The organism is Streptomyces sp. NPDC046821 (genome assembly GCF_040645335.1).
GTDB lineage: Bacteria > Actinomycetota > Actinomycetes > Streptomycetales > Streptomycetaceae > Streptomyces.
This window is the reverse complement of record NZ_JBEYYB010000001.1, coordinates 755470-773030: the sequence shown is the minus strand read 5'-3', so window position 1 is coordinate 773030 and position 17561 is coordinate 755470. Positions and strand designations below refer to the sequence as shown.

Sequence of the window (17561 nt, the reverse complement as noted above, 5' to 3'; positions counted from 1 at the left end):
CGACACAGCAAACTCGGTCAGAAGGTGACTCCCGCAATCACCTCGGAACGACTCCCACCCTCAGTTACAAAGCCACATCCTGATGCGCGCAGTCGACGCAAGCAGATGACGCTGCACGCGAGTTGAAGCAGGCCGACGTGGAGATCGGCGCGTCGTTCGTAGCGGATGCGGAGTCGTTTGAACTGGTGGAGCGAGGCGAACGCGCGCATAGCCCGGTTCTCCGCCGTCTGGCCGCAATTGCCAGCGAGGGCATCGGTGCCCCGGACCGATGGTCCGGGGCACCGATGCATCCCACGGCGACATCACGCCCGCCCCGAAACGCCCAGGACGAGGACACGCTCGACAAGATCTGGGACGACATAGTCACTGACCTCGACGAAGGCTGCGTTGCCTACATCCTTCGATGGGCATCGACGCCTGACACCTACTACCCCCTTGCGTCACTTGGTCGCAGGGCCATCAGTTCCAAGAACCGATCAGCTCCTCCTGCTCGAGGAGGCGGCGTTGGGAGATGAGGTAGCCGAGTTCAGCTCGGCTACGGCTGCCGAGGAGGTCGGACACCTTCTTGATGTGGGCGGAAACCGTACGGGAGCTCACTCCGAGGCGGGCAGCGATGGTCTCATCGGTGTGGCCGGTCACGACCATACGAAGCATGGTCGCGCGCACTGAGTCGGTCATCAGGTCCGGACGGTGCTGTTCGGGAACGATGGAGACGGGGCGGGCCCGTTCCCACATGTGGTCGAAGAGCTTTACCAGAAAGGCGACGGCGCCGGGGTGGCGGACGGCGAGGGCGGCTGTGTCGCGTTCCGGGTGGCCTGGGATGAAGGCGACCGCACGATCGCAGATGATGACGCGCTCGAATATCTCGTCCAGGGTGCGGACTTTAGCGCCCTCCGCCGTCACGCGCTCTATGTAGGCCAGGGTCGGTTGGTGAGAGCGGACGCTGTGCTGGTAAAGGGTGCGCTGGCCCACACCGCGGCGGACCAACGCCAAATCGCGGGGCAGCGCTTCGGCCAGGAGGGCTGGGGACCGGCCTCCGCCGGACTGTGCCGTGAGGAGTTCCTCCTCGCATGCCTCGACGGCCAGGCGCAGCGACTGGCTGATCACGTCCGTGCCGCGCAGCGATTCGATGGGGACGCCTGTGCCGTGCTGCGCCTTGTTGTAAAGGGTGTCGGCTGCTACGAACGAGGAGCGCAGAGTCTCCAGGGTTTTCTCACGATGTTCGATCTCACGAACCACTGAGCGAGAGAGTTCAGCCTCGGCGACTCTCGGGGGGATGGGGATGAAGAATCCTGCCACGCCTGCCATCGGGCGCAGAAGTCCGTAAGAGATCAGGCACTCGGGTACCTCACCCGATGTGGCGCCTTGGTTGAGAGCTTCGCTATAACGCTCGAGGCCTTTGGCGCAGATGTATACGACGGACGAAGATCCGCGACTGCCCTTTTCCTCGATGCCCTTTTCTGGGCACATATGCCCCCCCTTCATGTTGCTGCGTTGCGTGATCTTGACGCCGTTCGACCTCACGTACGCAGTCACGGGTCAGCAAGATTGATCACGTAGGCGGGTCGAGCGGTCGGACAAGCTCCTGTCAGGTTTTTCATCCTGGCTCGGGGCTGCGAATGATCCTTGCTGCCTGCCGGGCCAGATATCGCTAAACGTGCAACTACTCACACTGTCGAGGTTTCGAACATGTCCCAGACCACCCGTTATGGCCACGTCTGCACCGCCCTTGTCGCGACCATTGCGGCGGCATGCGAGGACTCAGCCTGGGGCTGACTTCAGCCACTCGGTAAAAGGAATTTAGCCAGCTCGACTTTCCTCGCAGGGGAGGGAGGGGCTCTATATCATATGGCGAATCGGGCCGCCCCCTGCAACTGGCCTCGATGGGGTCGCCTCAACGCAAAAAATTTCAATAAGCAACTATATCGGGGAGGGAATGTGAGCAAGTCGAGCGGGACGCACGTATAGGTATCGTGTCGCTACCGAAGGGGCCGCTGCGCTTTCTGTAGCGGGCCTCGTCGCGGGGGCGCCAGATGCTGGTGCAGGTAATGTGCAACATTCACCCCGACCTTGGGGGCATGGGACGCCTTCGCGGCGTTTCGAGTGGCGGGTCCCGGAAGCCGTACGACTCGACCTCGAGCAGTTCCTCTCGGTCCGCGAGATCGAGATCACGGTCCGCTACAAGTGCAGCGCCGCAATCGCCCGCCCGGACTCAGTCAGTAACGAGGTCCTCTGGCGTCGATCTGGCGAGTTCGGCCAGAGTGCCAAGCGCCTGAGACAGGGCATCCGGTTGGGGCGAAGCGAGGCCGACCCGGATGGCGTTGGGGGCGTGGTTTCGGCCGATGGTGAACGCGGCAGCCGGCACGACCCCGATGCCGTGCCGCGCTGCGGCAGCCACGAACGTGTCCGCGCGCCACGGACTGGGCAGCTGCCACCAGCAGTGGTAAGAACGTGGGTCACTCTGAACAGCGAAACCGGCGAGGTGCCGAGCCGCGATCTCCTGCCGCACAGCTGCTTCCCGTTGCTTAGCCTCGACCAGCTTCTTCACGATGCCGTCTTGCTGCCAGCGGTGGGCTACCTCGAGGGCGAACCGCATGGGGGTCCAACTGCCCGACCGCAGAGTGGTGATGATCTCGCTGGCCAGACCGGTGGGCGCCACCGCGAAGCCGAGCGTCAAGCCAGGCGCTATGCGCTTGCTCAGACTATCGATCAGTACGGTCCGCTCGGGGGTGAAGGCGGCGAGCGGTGGTAGTTCGTCGCGCAGGAATGCCCAGATGGCGTCCTCGATCGCGGGGATCCCGAGCCTCAACAGCACCTCGGCCAAGCGCTCGACACGCTGAGTAGGCATGGTGAGCGAGAGCGGGTTGTGCAGCCTGGGCTGTACGTAGATGGCGTGGAGCGGCGTGGAGGCGTGAGCCTCCTCGACGGCTTCCGGGATCAAGCCGGCGCTGTCCATGGCCATGGGAACGAGGGTGACGCCAAGCCGGGCGGCGACGGCCTTGATCACGGGGTACGTCAGCTCCTCGACACCGAGTCGCGCACCGGGCGGCACCAGCGCAGTGATGACGGCCGAGATGGCTTGTCGCCCGTTGCCCGCGAACAGGATCCGCGAGGGGGCGGGGCGCCAGCCGCCGCGGGCGAGGATATCGGCGGCGGACTCCTGGACGGCCGGGAGTCCGGTCGGGCCGATTTGGCGCAGGGCATGGCCGAGGGCTTCGGGACTCAGCAACCCGCCAAGCCCTTCGGCTAGGAGCGTGCTCTGCTCCGGTACGACCGGGTAGTTGAGCTCCAAGTCGATTCGGCTGCCAGCAGGTTCGGTGAGCGCCGGGACGGACACCTCAGACGCAGCCCGGACGAAAGTTCCCCGGCCGACCTCGCCGACCGTCAGCCCCCGTCGGGCCAGTTCCTGGTACACACGCGTTGCCGTGGAATTGGCGATGCCGTGCCGGCGTGCGAAATCGCGCTGCGGGGGGAGCCTGTCGCCCGGCCGGAGGATGCCGGCTCTGATCTCCTGGGCCACGGCGTCGGCGACGCTCTGGTAGTCCTTCACGGCGCGCTCTCCTTCATCGGGTGCCCCAACTCAATCACAATATTGCACCGAGAGCAATATGGATATTGCATTGAGCATTGCACTGCCATAAGCTCCGGGCACTGCGCCGAACCTGAAGAGATACTTGGATGTAGTGAACATGACCGCGCAAACCGCGTCTCCGCTCGATCGGACCACCCTGCCCTCGCCCGACTGTCGAAGCTGCGGCTTCGCGTCCAACCTGATCAGATCAGACGCAATAGCTGGCGCACTCCGTAAGTATGCAGCCGGGTGGCAACAGCTGCTGCGGGCACCAGGACTGAGCAGCCGCCCTACTGGCGCGCCCTCCTGGTCGCCCCTGGAGTCCGGCTGCCACGTCCGGGACATGTGCCTGCTGTTCCACACCCGACTCGATGCAATCCTCAGTCAATCGCTGATTGCACCGAGATGGTCCGCCGGAGGAGGTGCAGATTCCGCCAGGCGCTACCGGGACGAGGCGCCACGGCAGGTAGCGGAAGAGTTGGGGCGGGCCGCCGAAGCGCTGGCCAGCCGGCTATCCGGGCTCACCTCCGACGACTGGGAGCACGACGATCCACACCTGGCCGATCCACGGCTCACCGTGGACTTCTTCACCCGTCACCTCCTCCACGACATCGCGCACGACCTGGCCGAGGCCGTGCACGCAAGTAAGTGATCAGCGAACAGCAAATGAGGGATTGTCATGGTTGAACTGAGCGGGATCCTTGGCGTGACGGTGGTGGCACTTGGCATGGTGCTTACCCCTGGCCCGAACATGATCTATCTCGTCTCCCGCAGCATCACGCAGGGAAGGCGCGCCGGAATGATCTCTCTCGGCGGTGTGGCGCTGGGCTTTATGATGTACCTGCTCGCCGCGAACCTGGGCCTCTCGGTCGTCTTCATCGCCGTACCAGAACTTTATTTCGTGGTGAAACTGGCTGGCGCTGCATACCTCGCATACCTCGCCTGGAACGCCCTGAAGCCGGGCGGCATCTCCGTCTTCGCCCCTCAGGATGTGTCGCACGACTCGCCGCGCAAACTGTTCACAATGGGTCTGATGACGAATCTACTCAACCCGAAGATCGCCATCATGTACGTTTCCCTCATCCCTCAGTTCATCGACCTGGACAAGGGCCACATCCTCCTCCAGGGCCTCATCCTCGGCTCCGTCCAGATCGTGGTCAGCGTTGCGGTTAACTTCAGCATCGTCCTCGCCGCCGGCACGATCGCTGTCTTCCTGTCCCGCCGCCCCTCCTGGCTCAAGGTGCAGCGCTACATGATGGGAACGGTGCTCGGTGCCCTCGCCATCTCCCTCGCCGCCGACACCTCGGGCCCGGCATAGGGCATTTGGTGATACACGGCAACGCCGAATGGCTGGTCACGGAATTCCCTGACCAGCCATTCGGCTTCGGTCATCGCGGTCAGGCCGGGAGTGCACCGCCGCGGCCGCTCATCGATCCAGTCCGCACGCCGGGCGGCCCCCGCCGCTGTGGACCTCGGTCTCGGCGACGCACTCCAGGCGGAACTGTTCCGCCGTGCGCAGGACCGCCTTCTCGACCTCACCGCTGGAGTCACCGCGGAAGCGGAAACGGGCGCCGACATGTTCGTAGCCGCCGACGCGCGGGATGACCCGACCGACGGCAGGCACGACCGCGGCGTACGGTGCCTCGGTGGGATCCTGCGGGGTGGGGAGGTCGTGGGCCGTCACCCGGCAGGGCGCCGGGACGGGGGACGGCACAAGCAGCCAGCCCGCGGTGCGCCACTGCTCGGGCACGGGGAGGCTGGGAGTGCGGCCGAGCTGGATGTCGGCGGCGGCCCGCATCAGATCGATGCCGTGCACCTCACGCCAGACGAACGGGATCTCGGCGCCGCCGACCCGGTAGCCCGCTTCCAGGAAGCGGATCGCGGGCCGGCCATCTGTGGCGGTGCCGACGAAGGCCTCTAGGTGGAAGACCCAAGGCTCAGTGCTGAGCGCACCGGCAACCTGTGTGGTGAACTCCTCCAGCGGACGGAGGAGTTGGGGGTCGTCGATCTCGACTGATCCGAGCGCCTGGCCCCGTGTGAAGTCGACACACGTGTTGATGTAGCGCGAGGCACGCCACGGCCCGAGACGATCGCCCATCCACAGACCGTCGATGTGCACGATGTCATCGAGGCAGTACTCCTGCACCAGGCGCGGTTCGGACGGCAGGGCGCGCAGCTGCGACAGATCGGCGTCGGATACGAGGCGCACGATCCCTCGGCTGGCAGTGCCCCGGCGGGGCTTGACCACGACGGGCAGGCCGTGGCGGTCGACGAACGCGCGGACGGCGTGTTCGCCGGAGGCGTCCGCGAAGCGCGGGGCCGGTACACCCGCCTCGGACACAATCCGATTCATGGTCAACTTGTCGCGGAAACGGGCGAGTTCGGATGGGTTTTGGCCAGCGCAGCCGAGGCGCTCGCGGATGATGGATGCGGTATCAAGGTCGCCCTCGTTGAGGGCCAGCAGCCGGGCTGGAGGACCGAAGCGGGTGCGCAGTTCGGCCACTGCACGCCAGACGGCGGCGGTGTCATCTGTTGCGGGGACGACCACGGCGGCCGCGGCGCTGATGGGCACCGAGTCGAGGGCAAGGCGGGTGGTGACGTAGGTGACGTGGTGGGTGCTGTGGTCCAGGTAGTCCTCATAGCGGGCGTGGCGGTCGCGCCAGCGGTGGAGGACTACTAAGTGGCGGTTCATGCGTGCTCCGTTCCTGTCCCGGGCAGTCCGGTGACGATTTCGGTCGCGCAGTCGATCAGATGGAGAGCTGCCCGGGTCAGCGGTTGCTCGTCGGTGTACCGCGCCTCGACGAGCAACCGGGCGGAGTTCAGCTGGGTGACGGGGGCCGGTGCGGAGCTAAGCGCAGGGGCGGTGGAAGCGGCGATGAGGTTCACGGACGGTTCCTTCCCAGTGGTCAGTACGGGTCGGCGCCTTGTAGGACGTCACGGACGAAGCGGTGCCCGGACGGGCACGAGGCGGGGCGGGACGGCCGGGCGCCAGCGAGGCCCGGCCGTCCCGCCGGAGCGGGGAAGGCGTGCTCAGCGTGTGACGAAGCGGATCCGCTCGTTGACGGCCTCGGTCTTGGCCACGGCGTCGTCGGCGTCCCTACCGGACGCGATGGCGTACCCGGAGACGCAGTCGGCGACGGTGAGCAGTGGGGGCACAGTCCCGCCGACGGCCTTGCCGATCACCGCGGCGACCTCGGTGTCGCGGAACTCCTCCAGGTAGGGCAGGAAGACGTAGAGCACCTCTCCCCCGGGAATCCTGCGCACCTCATTGGCAGCGTCCTCGGCGACCTCGACGGCGGCTACCGTGCCGGGCTCGGGGGTGAAGAATCGTACGGCCGCGCCGCCGATCGGTTCAGGCGAAGTGGCGGGCAGCTGGTCGATGCCGAGAGGGACGGTGAGGAACATCCGGTTCAGGTCCAGTCCGAACGCGCGCCGGACCAGCTCGGGGGCGCCGCTGCCAGCCAGCCGGGCGTGCGACTCCAGGACCCGGGGGCCCTTGTCGGTCAGTACGAATTCGCTGTGAGAGGGGCCTTCAGTGAGGCCGACCGCGTCCAGCAGCTTCGGGGTGAGCTCCCGGAGTTCAGCGAGCCAGGGCAGGGCGTACCGGCTGGGCGTGCTGACCTCCCATTCGACGTACCGCTCGTTCATGCGGTACTCGGAGTACCCGATAGGCAGGTGGCGGCCGTCGTAGGAGAAGGAGTCGACACTGACCACCGGGCCGTCCAGGTACTCCTCGGCGATGATGCCGGTGATGCCGGCCTCGCCCAGCGCCTGCCAGGCCCGCTGGGCGTCCTCGGCGCCGTCGACGGTGTGGATGTGCAGGCTGGCCACGCCGTCGACCGGCTTGACGATGATTTTCTCGCCGACCTCAGCCTGGAACTCGGCTATCTCGGCGGCGTTGTGGACCATCTGGTAGCGCACCGGGCTCAGGTCGTACTTGGCGAGCAGTTCACGGGTGAGTGCCTTGTCCTTGAGGGCACGGGCGGTGGCCTCGGTGACGCCGGGCAGGCCGAGCGAGTCAACGACGAACCCGGTGGACTCGGCGGCCGGTTCGGTGGTGGTGAGCACGCGGTCGAACGGCCGCTCGTCGTGCAGCGGCTTCAGTGTGTCCAGGATGGCCTGACCGTCGGCGATCGGGGCGTGCACGATGCGCTCGCAGTGCTCGGCGATGGCCGGGTCGTAGGCACCCTCTTCGTGGATGAGGACGACGTCAATGCCTAGCTGCTTGGCGCCAGCAATCGGGGCTGGCCGGCCGCCGATGACGGCCACGCGGTACTTGTTCATGGGGGATCCCTTCATGGGGTGGGTGGGGGGGAGGCCGGGTTCACGCGGCGTAGCAGCGGCGCAGCCAGCGGGCCGTCGCGTCGGGACGCGGCGTGAATGCCTTACGACGGTGCAGCACCCGATGGTTGTCGAAGATCATGAAGTCGCCGGTGTCCAGGATGAGTTCGGCGCCCGGGACCGTAGTCAGCGCCTCGCACCAACTGTCCAGTGCGGTGCAGGCGCGCTCGGTTACGCCACGGGTGGTGCCGCGGTCATAGCGGACGCGGTGGCGGCCGGCGCCATCGGGTTCGATGATCGCGGCCTCGCGCAGCGCGCCGGTGGATCCCCCGTCGTTGGAGTCTGGCGCGCCGACCTCAAACTCGGGCGTCTGCAGGATCTGCCGGGTCTCGGCGTCCAGACGCACGACGACGTCGTCGAGGGCGGCGATCTCGGTAGGCACCTGCTCCTCGTTGCGCACCGCGTAGAAGGTCAGGTACGGCGGGGTGTACAGGCGGGGGTCGGAGCCCGGCCGGCCGAACGGTTGGTGCGGGTTGTCGGTGTGCCAGAAGAACTCCGCGTCGGCGCCCCAGGAGCTGGTCGTTCCACAGGCCGCCGGGTTCGGCACAACGTTGCGGATGAGGTGGCCGTCGTTCTCGTAGGCGACAGCGAAGGGCGTGCCGCGGATGAGCCGGATCAACCCTAGGTGGATGGCGTTGGTGACGGCCAGCTCGGGTTCGTCCCCGAAGCCGCTCACCGGGGTGGCAGGAAACTCCTGGGCTGGCAGGTTGGACAGCACCAGGGCGTGCCGCGCGGCCGCGGTGAAGACCTGAACGCTCTGTAGCACATCACCGGGCAGGTGGCGGCTGAGCGCGTGGGCCCCGATGCCGGCGAGGATGGCGTCGTCGAGATCGGAGTCCAGCCGGGTCTCCGAGACGCGTTCCGAAATCTCCTTGTCCAGCAGGTCCCGGGCACTGTCGTCGATACGGTGCCGGGCGAACTGGAGCAGGCTGGTCATCGTTTGTCTCCCATCGGTCTTGCGCTCGCCTCCACTGCTCGCCGCTCAGCGGCCATGAGACGGGGTCGGCGGGGTCCAGTAGGTCTTCGTACCAGCGGGCTGGCGGCGGGCCAGGGGGTCCTTGACGACCCGGCTCAGCAGGCCAACGGGTGTCACGACGAGGGCGTAGACGAGGAAAAGTAGAAAGGTACGCATGGCAGGTCCTTTTCTCCCCGTGCTCCCGGATGGGCGCTGGGGATCAAGAGGCGTTCGGAGAGGTGGTGCTCAGTCGAGGGGGATCTCGGTGCGCCAGTCGTGCTCCTCGGACCAAGCGCGCTGGGCGCTCTTCTCCAGCAGAAAGTTGCCGAGCGCGAGCATGTCGATGTCGGTGCGCATGAAGCAGGTGAAGGCTTCGTCCGGCGTGTTCACGATGGGCTCTCCGCGCACGTTGAACGAGGTGTTGACGAGCACGGGGCAGCCGGTACGAGCCTTGAAGGCAGTCAGCAGCCGGTGGTATGCGGGGTTGCTGTGCTCGGTCACTGTCTGTACGCGCGCTGACTGGTCGACGTGTGTGACCGCGGGGATGGTGGAGCGGTGCACCTTCAGCAGATCGAGGCCGCTGGCACCGTGGCTGTCGGCGTCGAGCCGCTGCGCCGCCGCGATCTGGGAGACCACGAGCATGTACGGGCTCTCCTGCCGCAGGTCAAAGTAATCGGTGGCGTCAGTGGCCAGCACGGCGGGCGCAAACGGGCGGAACGACTCACGGAACTTGATCTTCAGGTTCATGGTCGACTGCATCTCGGGGTTGCGCGGGTCACCGATGATCGAGCGGGCGCCCAAGGCGCGCGGCCCGAACTCCATACGCCCCTGGAACCAGCCGACGATCTTGCCGTCCGCCAACCCCTCGGCGACCGCTTTGACCAGAGTGTCGGGGTCTAGCCGCTGGTGCGGGATGTTGTGGGACTCCAAGTAGGCAGCGATCTCCTCGTCGTCATAGCCGGGGCCGAGGAGCGAGCCGCTCATCGAGTCGCGCCCCGTGGCGGGATGGTCACGGCGCACGCCGTGTTGCATGGCGACGGCCTGGGCCGCGCCAAGCGCCCCACCGGCGTCACCGGCGGCCGGCTGGATCCACACTTCATCGAAGATCCCCGCGTCGATGATCTTGCCGTTGGCGACGCAGTTGAGGGCGACACCGCCGGCCAGGCACAGCTTGGACTCGCCGGTGCGTTCCCGAGCGGTCCGCGCGAGGCGCAGCACGACCTCCTCCGTCACGGCCTGAACGGAAGCAGCGAGGTCGAATTCCCGTTCTGTGAGGGGGCCTTCGGGAGCACGCCGGGGTCCGTCGAAGAGCTTCTCGAAGCCCCGCCCGGTCATGACCTGACCGCGCAGATACTCGAAGTAGCGCATATCCAGGCGGAAGGAGCCGTCGGGCTTGATGTCGATGAGCTGCTCGCGGATCAGGTCGGCATAGCGGGGCTTGCCGTAGGGGGCGAGGCCCATCAGCTTGTACTCACCCGAGTCGACCTTGAAGCCGCAGAAGTAGGTGAAGGCCGAGTACAGCAGGCCCAGCGAGTGCGGGAAGCGGATCTCGGCGACCGGAGTCAATTTTGTGCCGCGACCGTGCCAGAGAGTCGTGGTGGCCCATTCGCCGACGCCGTCGATGCACAGGACGGCCGCAGACTCGTAGGGGCTGGGGAAGAACGCCGACACAGCGTGCGACTCGTGGTGGCGGCGCACGGACAGCTCCGGCACCCGGCCCAAGCCCAGAGCTGCGAACTCGGCGCGCACCCGATCGGCGGTGCGCCGCTTTCCGTTCGGCCCGAGCCAGGAGGGGAGAGTGTCACGGAAGGAAGCAAAGCCCGACGGGGCGGCACCGAGGAAAGTGGCCAGGACACGGCGGAACTTGAGCTGAGGGTCCTCGTAGTAGGCGATGGCGGAAACGTCGTCCAGACGTGCGCCGGCCTCTTCGAGGCAGTAGCGGACGGCCGCCGAGGGGAAGGAGGAGTCGTGCCGTCGCCTGCTGAAACGTTCCTCTTGAGCAGCCGCGACCGGCACGCCGTCGGCAATCAGCGCCGCGGCGCTGTCGTGGTAGAAGGCCGACACTCCCAGGATCAAGTCAGACACCGCTGTGTTCCTCCACGGAATTGATGTGCGGGTTGTGTTCCTTGTGAGCGGACGCCGGGTGGGCACGAGCCTCATCCCCGCCTGCCCGCGAGCCGTCCGCGGCGGGCGGCCAGCCGGGCGCCCACACCACTAGGCGGGTTCAGCGAGCGGTAGCCCGTCCGTACCCGCTGCCAGGTCTCCGCCCTACCACCAGGACCAGGGGTCTCGGGCAGGGCTGCCATCAGGGTGTCCACCGCGTCTGCAGCCCACGCGGAGTGGCCGGTGGCGACGTTGTCGATGGTGTTGTGTATGTCGACGAAGCGCGTGCTGAAGCCGTACGCCTTCAATGCCAGCCGGGCCCTGCGGTAGGTGCCGCCGACACCGGACAATTCCATCGCCAGGTTCAAACCCAGCACCTCCGGCAGGAACGTCCTCGGGAACCGGCCGACGCACAGCCAGTACACGGGCAGTTCGAACGACTCGTCCCGGAAGCCGTGCCAACGGGCGAACTCCGGTGAGTCGGTGGGCGGCAGGTCGACGCCCATCTCCTTGAGAACGTCGCGGTAGATCAGCGGGTGATTCAACCGCGGCTCGCCGTTGCCGAGTTCATCCCAGTACGTCTCGAACAGCGAATGCCCGATCTCCGAGGACGCCTGCTCGTAGTCCGTGAACCCCTGTAGCCAGCTGCCGTCGATCAGGGTCAGCGGCGCCGTCTGCACAGTGTTGTCGACGACTGCGTGCCGCGGGGGAAGCGGCACCTCTGCGTTCTGCTCGAACTCTGCTCCGTGCCGGTCGTGCCGCTCCTGCAACCAGGGACGCAACCCCTCCCGGCTCCAAGACGCCGGCAGCGGCATGGTTCGCTCATCCATCCCGTGCCGCGACCGAGCCAGCCAGCCGGTGACATACCGCTTGGCCCAGGAGCGCAGCTCCGGGGTGTCGGTGCGTCGCATCAGCAAGTGATACGCCTCGCGTACGGAAGATGGAGCGCGGCCCGGGTTGCGGTGCCCGGCGCGGAGGGCGGCAGCCACCCCCGTGGACCCGTCGGGTGCAACCGCCATAACGACCTCGGATGCGCCGAGCTTCCCCTCTGGGGGTTCCGTCGGCAGAGAGTCGATCCAGCGTCGGATGACGTTGAGGTCCTCCGGCGAGAACACCCGGAACATCGGACCGCGTTCGCCCACCAGCCCCCGGACCAGCGAGCTGGCGGACGCGCGCCCCGGCTTGACGAGTTTGCTGCGTGCCAGCGCGTCCAGCAGGGGCCCCGCGTCGGTGCGGCACTCTGCAAGCCAGCGGGCCAGCGGCTTGCCCTCCAACTGGAACTGGTGGTGATAGACGGAGCCTTCCCGGGAGCGCTGACGCATCAGCTCCGCCATGTCGAAGGCTGGGTCCCCTGCTGCGACGAGCTCCACGTGTAGTGCCTCAGACCACTCGCGTAGTGCCCCCAGCGTCCAAGCGAAGCCCCGACGCACCGCACTGTCGGCCCGGTCGCCGCCCTCCGCGACCAGCTCGGCGACCAGCGCACTGCACTTCGTGTCTGGCCGTTCCGCGTCAGACTCCCGCGGCATCGAGGGGTCCACCGCGTCCCAGTCGGTCTCAGTTGGCCGGGCTTTCTTCACCAGCCTCAGCGCAGGCAGCAGGCCGACCGTGCGCAGGCACAGGTCGGCGCCGAGCAGTTCGCCTCGGAAGTCGTCCGGCCGCCTGCTCATGGCCAGCAGCAGGCCGGGGAGCCGGAAGGCCGTTTCGGGGATGCGCCGGTCACCGGTGAGCCTGGCCGCCGGTACCGCGTGTTCGGCGAGCCGTAGTCGGCGCAGCAGCTCCAGGAAGGCACTGCCTCGGGAGGCATGAGGGTGCCCTGCGCCCACGTCGGCGGCGTACAAGGCGAGGATCCGCAGCACTACCGGTACCTCGAACGAGCCGGGTGCGCTCAGCCACTGCAGCCAGGCGCCGGAGATGAGAGAGAGCGGGGCGCAGCCGAGCACGGCCCGACGTACCAGCACCTCCTCGTGCCCGTCGGGCCGGCCGTCCCTGTGCCCTGCGTCGAGCAGGCCGGTGAACCGCTGGCCCTCGGCCGCTGCCCAGTCGCCAGCCTGCCGCAGTAGTTCGGCGAGCGGGTCCGCGACGGCTGCCCGGAGCAGTTCGGCGCGAACCTCCTCGACGAATCCACCGTCCGGTACAGACGCCTCGGGGTCGGCGGCGTACGCGTACACGACCCGGGCGGGGCCGTCGTCGTCGTACATCCTTCTCCTTTCAGCGGATTTTCCTCGAAACACAGCCTCAGAACATGGGGTAGATGGATGCGTCGTTCTTTTGGTTGGCACGCTTCTTGCGCCGGAACAAAAGGTCCGCGAGCCTACGCAACAGGGACATGCGCGATCGCCTTCTTTCAAGAAAAAGAGGGAATGGGAAAAGCGAGCTCAGGAAAGGCTGAGAGTTTCGGCGAGAATGCGGGCCACGAGGTCGTAGCCGTGGTCGGTATAGTGCGCACGGTCCACGTAGATCCAGTCCCGCTCGGTGACAGCCTCGGCGACGACCGGGTTGAGGTCGACATATCGGATGCCGAGCTTCTCGCAGCCAGCTTCAAGCTTGTCGGAGAAGGCGCGGGCGACCTCCTTGCGGGAGATGTCGCCGTACAGGGCCTCCCAAGTGCCCAGCTTGGAGATTCGATCGATCTCGTCGAAGAGCAGCTGCTCCTGCGGTGCGTGCCGGTCGCGCATCCACAGCGCCATGGGCTGAAGCACGTACGTCAGCCGGGCCGACGGACCGGCCAGCCGCCGCCAGCTGTCCAGATGACGTAGGGTCAGGTCGGCGGCGGAGTCGATGACCGCGGAGATGTCGTGGTGCACGTCGTCGTGGGTGGAGATGGTGCGGCGGCGTTCTTTGCGGCGACCGAGGAGCTTGTTACCGATGGCCTTGCGGTTGTTCTCCCGCAGTTCCTCCATCTTGTCGAAGTACTCGCCACAGAACCAGAACGCCCCGTTGTCGCCCTGCTGCCACTCGGGGAGCCTGCCGACGGTGAGGTCATTGAGCCCCGAGAAGACGACGATCTCCTCAATCTCGGGCAGCAGATGGCGGTAGAGGGTGAACAGGAGCAGTTCCTGCGTCGAGTTGTAGCAGCGGCCGCCGAAGTTGAGCCACGGCGCGGATGGGGCGTGCTTGCTCCACAGCTGGGAGGCGAGGGTGGTGGCGTCGCTGGTAGCGCCAATGCCGAGCACGGTGGAGCTGCCGGAGATCAGCCGAACCGGTCCCGTCGGCACCCGGCCGGCAGCGGAAGCCGTCTCGCCATCCGGGCCATGCGAGATGCGGAAGCCCGCCCGGTCGGTGTTGATGACAGAGGACTGGTAGTCCGACTGATGGAAGTACATGAGGTAAGGCAAGTAGCGGGCCTCGCCGCGGTCGTCGAAGCGCGCGTACTCCTGCATCTGCGGGGTCAGTTCGTCACGGTGGAGCTTCACGTCGGGTGCACTCCTTGGCTCAGGAAGACAGTTGAGGAGAGGAAGGTCAGTCGCGGAAGAGGGGGCCGCGGTGCAGCTTGTGCTGGGCCGCCTGGGCCAGCGGGCGCACCACGAGCCGATCGACATTGACGTGCTGAGGCAGCCCGACCGCCAGCGCAATGCACTCGGCGACGTCGTCCGCGGTCAGGGGGTGGTCGACGCCCTCGTATACCGCTGCGGCCCGTTCGGCATCACCGCGCATCCGGTTCAGGGAGAACTCCTCGGTCCTGACCATCCCGGGCACCACCTCAACTACCCGGACGGGCTCGCCGCACAGCTCCAAGCGCAGCGTCTCGGTGAGTGCGTGCTCGGCGTACTTGGCCGCGGAGTAGCCGCCGCCGCCTTCGTAGGCCGTGAAGGCCGCAGTGGAAGTGACCGTGACGACGGTGCCGCCATGGTCGGCCCGCAGCAGCGGCAGTAGGGCCTGGGTCATGCGCAAGGTGCCGAGGACGTTCACGGAGTACATCCGCTCCCAGTCCGCAGGGTCCGTCTCGGCCACAGTGTCCGCGCCCAAGGCGCCGCCCGCGTTGTTCACCAGGACATCGCAGGAGCCGAGTCCCGCTGCGAATCGCTGTACCGATGCGCCGTCAGTGACGTCGAGCGGATGCGGTCGCGCGCCGGTCTCCTCGGCCAGCCGGTGCAGCCTGTCTGCGCGGCGCGCGACGGCCACCACCTCGAAACCCTCCTTCGAAAGCCGACGCACTGCCGCCGCTCCGATTCCACTGCTCGCCCCGGTCACCACAGCCTTTCCGGCCACCGACGCCACCGCCTTTCTATTCATCCGGAAGTCCACATAGCAGAGAATCCACCGCGACTTTCTATAAATTCCCCGGCAATTTCTGCATCTGCTGAAAGCTTGCCCCTTCAACGCCTGAGGCTAAAGCGTGCACATTGTTCGGAAATCCGCACTGCGGGAACCCGTAGTACGGACAAAAGGGGTGAGGTGATGTTCAGGCTCCCGACGTGCTCGGCGTTCCCCACGAATCGCTCCTGCGATCCGGCAGGCCGCGAAAGCGGCTGGCCTGAGCGTCAACTGGTACAGCGTCCGGGTAGACGCCGGTCACCGGCTCGCCGCCCTGTGACATCAGAGATCAAGCGCGGGGCGATCTGGACACTGTCCGAATTCGGCGAGGCGTACGGAGCGTTCTGCATCCCGCCGGCTGCTACTCCGATACGGCTAGCCGCTCGCCATAACCTGGTCCCCACCGCTGCCAGCCCTCCCGCTGGCTACGCCTGGGACGCCGACAAGACACGTACGTGATCTACGGCGGCACCGACAACCGCATCCATGAGTTGCGGTTCAGTTACATGTAGATCAATGTTGCGCGGCTGGGCACCGGGTACGGGTGTGAGTGGTTGAGGTACAGAAAGTGCCGCTGAGGTCGATCTTGCTCGGACTCGCTTACCGCGCGGGGGCTTCGAGTTGACGGGGGACGGTGCCGGCGCGGAGTTCGCGCAGGTCCGGGATGCGGTTGTAGAGGGTGCCCGGGGAGACCCTGAGGAGCATGGCGAGTGCAGTGAGGTGAAGCCGACGCTGCGCTCGCGCAGCGCGGCGACCATGTTGATGAGGTCCTGGAGGCTTCGGCCGTAGCGGTCGAGCGAAGGGACTATGAGCGTGTCGCCCGGGTCGAGGAACGCGTGGCATGCCTTCAGTTCGGGCCGGAGTGCGTCCTTGCCGGACTTCTTGTCCGCGAAGATCTTCCGGCATCCGGCATCCGGCATCCGGCATCCGGCGGCGTGGTCGGTCATCGAGACGTGACGCAAACAGGCAGGTTCAGACGTACGTGAGACCAGCTGCAGTCACCATTCGGAACAAGTCACCCAAAATTGAATGGATCGCTCCAAAATTGGGCACGGCGCGGCACCGTTCAACAGTTTGATGCGATTCGCGTCATGGAGGCAGTAACCACCCCCGGTGTCGGAGCAACGGGCGGACATTTGGCATGGTGACCGAATCTGGGCCCTGCAGCAGCCGCGGCAACCTCTCCCGGACAATGCTCCTCAACTACCCGGCACAACTGCGGCGTTCACGCAGTTTGAGTTAGCGGCCCTCGCCGCGGGTGAGGCGACTGCGCGATCAGGCCTGCATGGCGCGGGTCCGAAGGTGACCCGGTCCAGCCGCGAGCGCGGTATGTGGGAGACCTGGGAACGGAAGGCGGTGTCGATCTCCCCTGCCGCGTTACCTCCGAGTGCGAACTAAAGCCTGCACACGCGGAGTTGCTGCTCGAGTCTGCAAAGTCCGCGGGCGCCGTCGGTGCGCTCGCGGTCGACCCGCCGGAGTGGGTCGCCGAAGCCCGGGCTGAGACGAGACGACGCGACCGCAGGGGCGGCCAGCGCCTATGTGGCCGGTTTCATGGAGCTCCAGCAAGTCCGGTTCGGCTTCTCCGGAGAGGTACCGCTCATGCTGCTCCTGCGCGAAGGGTAAGGCGCCGAGGTTGCGGCGATTGCGCACGTCGACGGTGGCACGCGCGTGCAGGCCGTCTCTGCGGTCACCGCGGGGCCCGCGGCTCTCCTGGCGCCAAAGCTCACCCACTGAGCTGACGGCCCCTCATGAAAGTCGGCAACCGGTCAGCATCGAGGCGGCCAGAGGTGGTCGAACTTGGTGGCACATGAAAAGTGGGCATCACCACCAGAAGCGATCTGACCTGCAAAGACGCTGGCCAAAGGCGGGGGTGTAGCCTGACTCCACGCCCGTATAGGAGAACCAGTCGAACCACTCGACGGCGTTACCGATGGAGGCGGCGACGAGTTGGCGTAGAGGGTGGGCAGGACGGGTGGCGGTGTTCAGGGTTTCTGTCATGATCCTGACCCGTTCCCAGGAAATCCCCTGCTCACGCACAGGCTGCCGGAGTCGATGGCCCGCCGTCAGCCACGCCGACTCGCCGCAGTCGGCCGACGCTGCTGGTCGCCGCTGCCGTTTGGTGCGGCCGGGCGCCGGCGGGTGTCGCTCGCGAGGCTGTCCAGCGGTGCCGGGCCGCGTCACCGAACTGTCCCAGGAAGCCGCCGTCCAGGTCCCGCGTGTCTCTCGCTCACCGCGTGCCGGTCCGGCGGCGGTGACAACGGTGCCTCCGCCGGCGGCAGCAGTGGCGAGGGCGACGTGCGCCGCGCGCAGCAATCTCGCCGCGCCGGAGGTCGTCCT

Annotated in this window: 13 protein-coding genes and 2 pseudogenes; 2 read left to right on the top strand and 13 right to left on the bottom strand. The window is 66.8% G+C overall.

The window, feature by feature from the left end:
* Window positions 1-17: 17 nt before the first annotated feature.
* The 3 genes and pseudogenes from ABZ893_RS03545 to ABZ893_RS03535 all read right to left on the bottom strand — a co-directional run.
* A pseudogene (locus ABZ893_RS03545) lies at window positions 18-197 on the bottom strand (hypothetical protein); the annotation flags it as partial.
* A 262-nt stretch (window positions 198-459) separates the two neighbouring features.
* Window positions 460-1536, bottom strand: a complete 1077-nt coding sequence (locus tag ABZ893_RS03540) for a LuxR C-terminal-related transcriptional regulator (RefSeq protein WP_361395977.1) — start codon at window positions 1534-1536, stop codon at window positions 460-462.
* Window positions 1537-2212: 676 nt separating this feature from the next.
* The gene (locus tag ABZ893_RS03535; protein ID WP_361395974.1) at window positions 2213-3550 is read right to left on the bottom strand and encodes a PLP-dependent aminotransferase family protein; all 1338 of its coding nucleotides are present in this window, start codon (window positions 3548-3550) and stop codon (window positions 2213-2215) included.
* Window positions 3551-3914: 364 nt separating this feature from the next.
* Between ABZ893_RS03535 and ABZ893_RS03530 the strand changes: the two genes are divergently transcribed.
* Both ABZ893_RS03530 and ABZ893_RS03525 read left to right on the top strand, forming a co-directional pair.
* A complete protein-coding gene (locus ABZ893_RS03530; RefSeq protein ID WP_361395972.1) occupies window positions 3915-4223 on the top strand; it encodes a hypothetical protein in 309 nt (102 codons plus the stop codon).
* 27 nt (window positions 4224-4250) lie between these two features.
* Window positions 4251-4889 carry a LysE family translocator gene (locus ABZ893_RS03525; protein ID WP_361395970.1) on the top strand — a complete coding sequence of 213 codons (639 nt, stop codon included), beginning with the start codon at window positions 4251-4253 and terminating at the stop codon, window positions 4887-4889.
* 108 nt (window positions 4890-4997) lie between these two features.
* Here the strand turns inward: ABZ893_RS03525 and ABZ893_RS03520 are convergent, their stop codons facing one another.
* The 10 genes and pseudogenes from ABZ893_RS03520 to ABZ893_RS03475 form a co-directional block, all read right to left on the bottom strand.
* A complete protein-coding gene (locus tag ABZ893_RS03520) occupies window positions 4998-6263 on the bottom strand; it encodes a biotin carboxylase (protein ID WP_361395967.1) in 1266 nt (421 codons plus the stop codon).
* On the bottom strand, window positions 6260-6457 hold the full coding sequence (locus tag ABZ893_RS03515; protein WP_361395964.1) for a hypothetical protein: 198 nt from the start codon (window positions 6455-6457) through the stop codon (window positions 6260-6262). Before ABZ893_RS03515 ends, ABZ893_RS03520 begins: the two co-directional genes overlap by 4 nt.
* Window positions 6458-6601: 144 nt before the next feature.
* Window positions 6602-7855: an ATP-grasp domain-containing protein gene (locus tag ABZ893_RS03510; protein ID WP_361395961.1), complete on the bottom strand. Its 1254-nt coding sequence runs from the start codon at window positions 7853-7855 to the stop codon at window positions 6602-6604.
* 40 nt (window positions 7856-7895) lie between these two features.
* On the bottom strand, window positions 7896-8849 hold the full coding sequence (locus tag ABZ893_RS03505) for a TauD/TfdA family dioxygenase (RefSeq protein WP_361395959.1): 954 nt from the start codon (window positions 8847-8849) through the stop codon (window positions 7896-7898).
* Between the two features lie 45 nt (window positions 8850-8894).
* The gene (locus tag ABZ893_RS03500) at window positions 8895-9044 is read right to left on the bottom strand and encodes a hypothetical protein (RefSeq protein ID WP_361395956.1); all 150 of its coding nucleotides are present in this window, start codon (window positions 9042-9044) and stop codon (window positions 8895-8897) included.
* 69 nt (window positions 9045-9113) lie between these two features.
* Window positions 9114-10952, bottom strand: coding sequence for a carbamoyltransferase (locus tag ABZ893_RS03495; protein ID WP_361395954.1), 1839 nt, complete (start codon window positions 10950-10952; stop codon window positions 9114-9116).
* Window positions 10953-11023: 71 nt separating this feature from the next.
* Window positions 11024-13168: an iron-containing redox enzyme family protein gene (locus tag ABZ893_RS03490; RefSeq protein ID WP_361395951.1), complete on the bottom strand. Its 2145-nt coding sequence runs from the start codon at window positions 13166-13168 to the stop codon at window positions 11024-11026.
* 177 nt (window positions 13169-13345) lie between these two features.
* Window positions 13346-14383 carry an Inducer of phenazine A gene (locus tag ABZ893_RS03485; protein ID WP_361395948.1) on the bottom strand — a complete coding sequence of 346 codons (1038 nt, stop codon included), beginning with the start codon at window positions 14381-14383 and terminating at the stop codon, window positions 13346-13348.
* Between the two features lie 46 nt (window positions 14384-14429).
* Window positions 14430-15203 carry an SDR family oxidoreductase gene (locus ABZ893_RS03480; protein WP_361396129.1) on the bottom strand — a complete coding sequence of 258 codons (774 nt, stop codon included), beginning with the start codon at window positions 15201-15203 and terminating at the stop codon, window positions 14430-14432.
* Between the two features lie 788 nt (window positions 15204-15991).
* Window positions 15992-16144: pseudogene (locus ABZ893_RS03475) on the bottom strand (recombinase family protein); the annotation flags it as partial.
* Between the last annotated feature and the right edge of the window lie 1417 nt (window positions 16145-17561).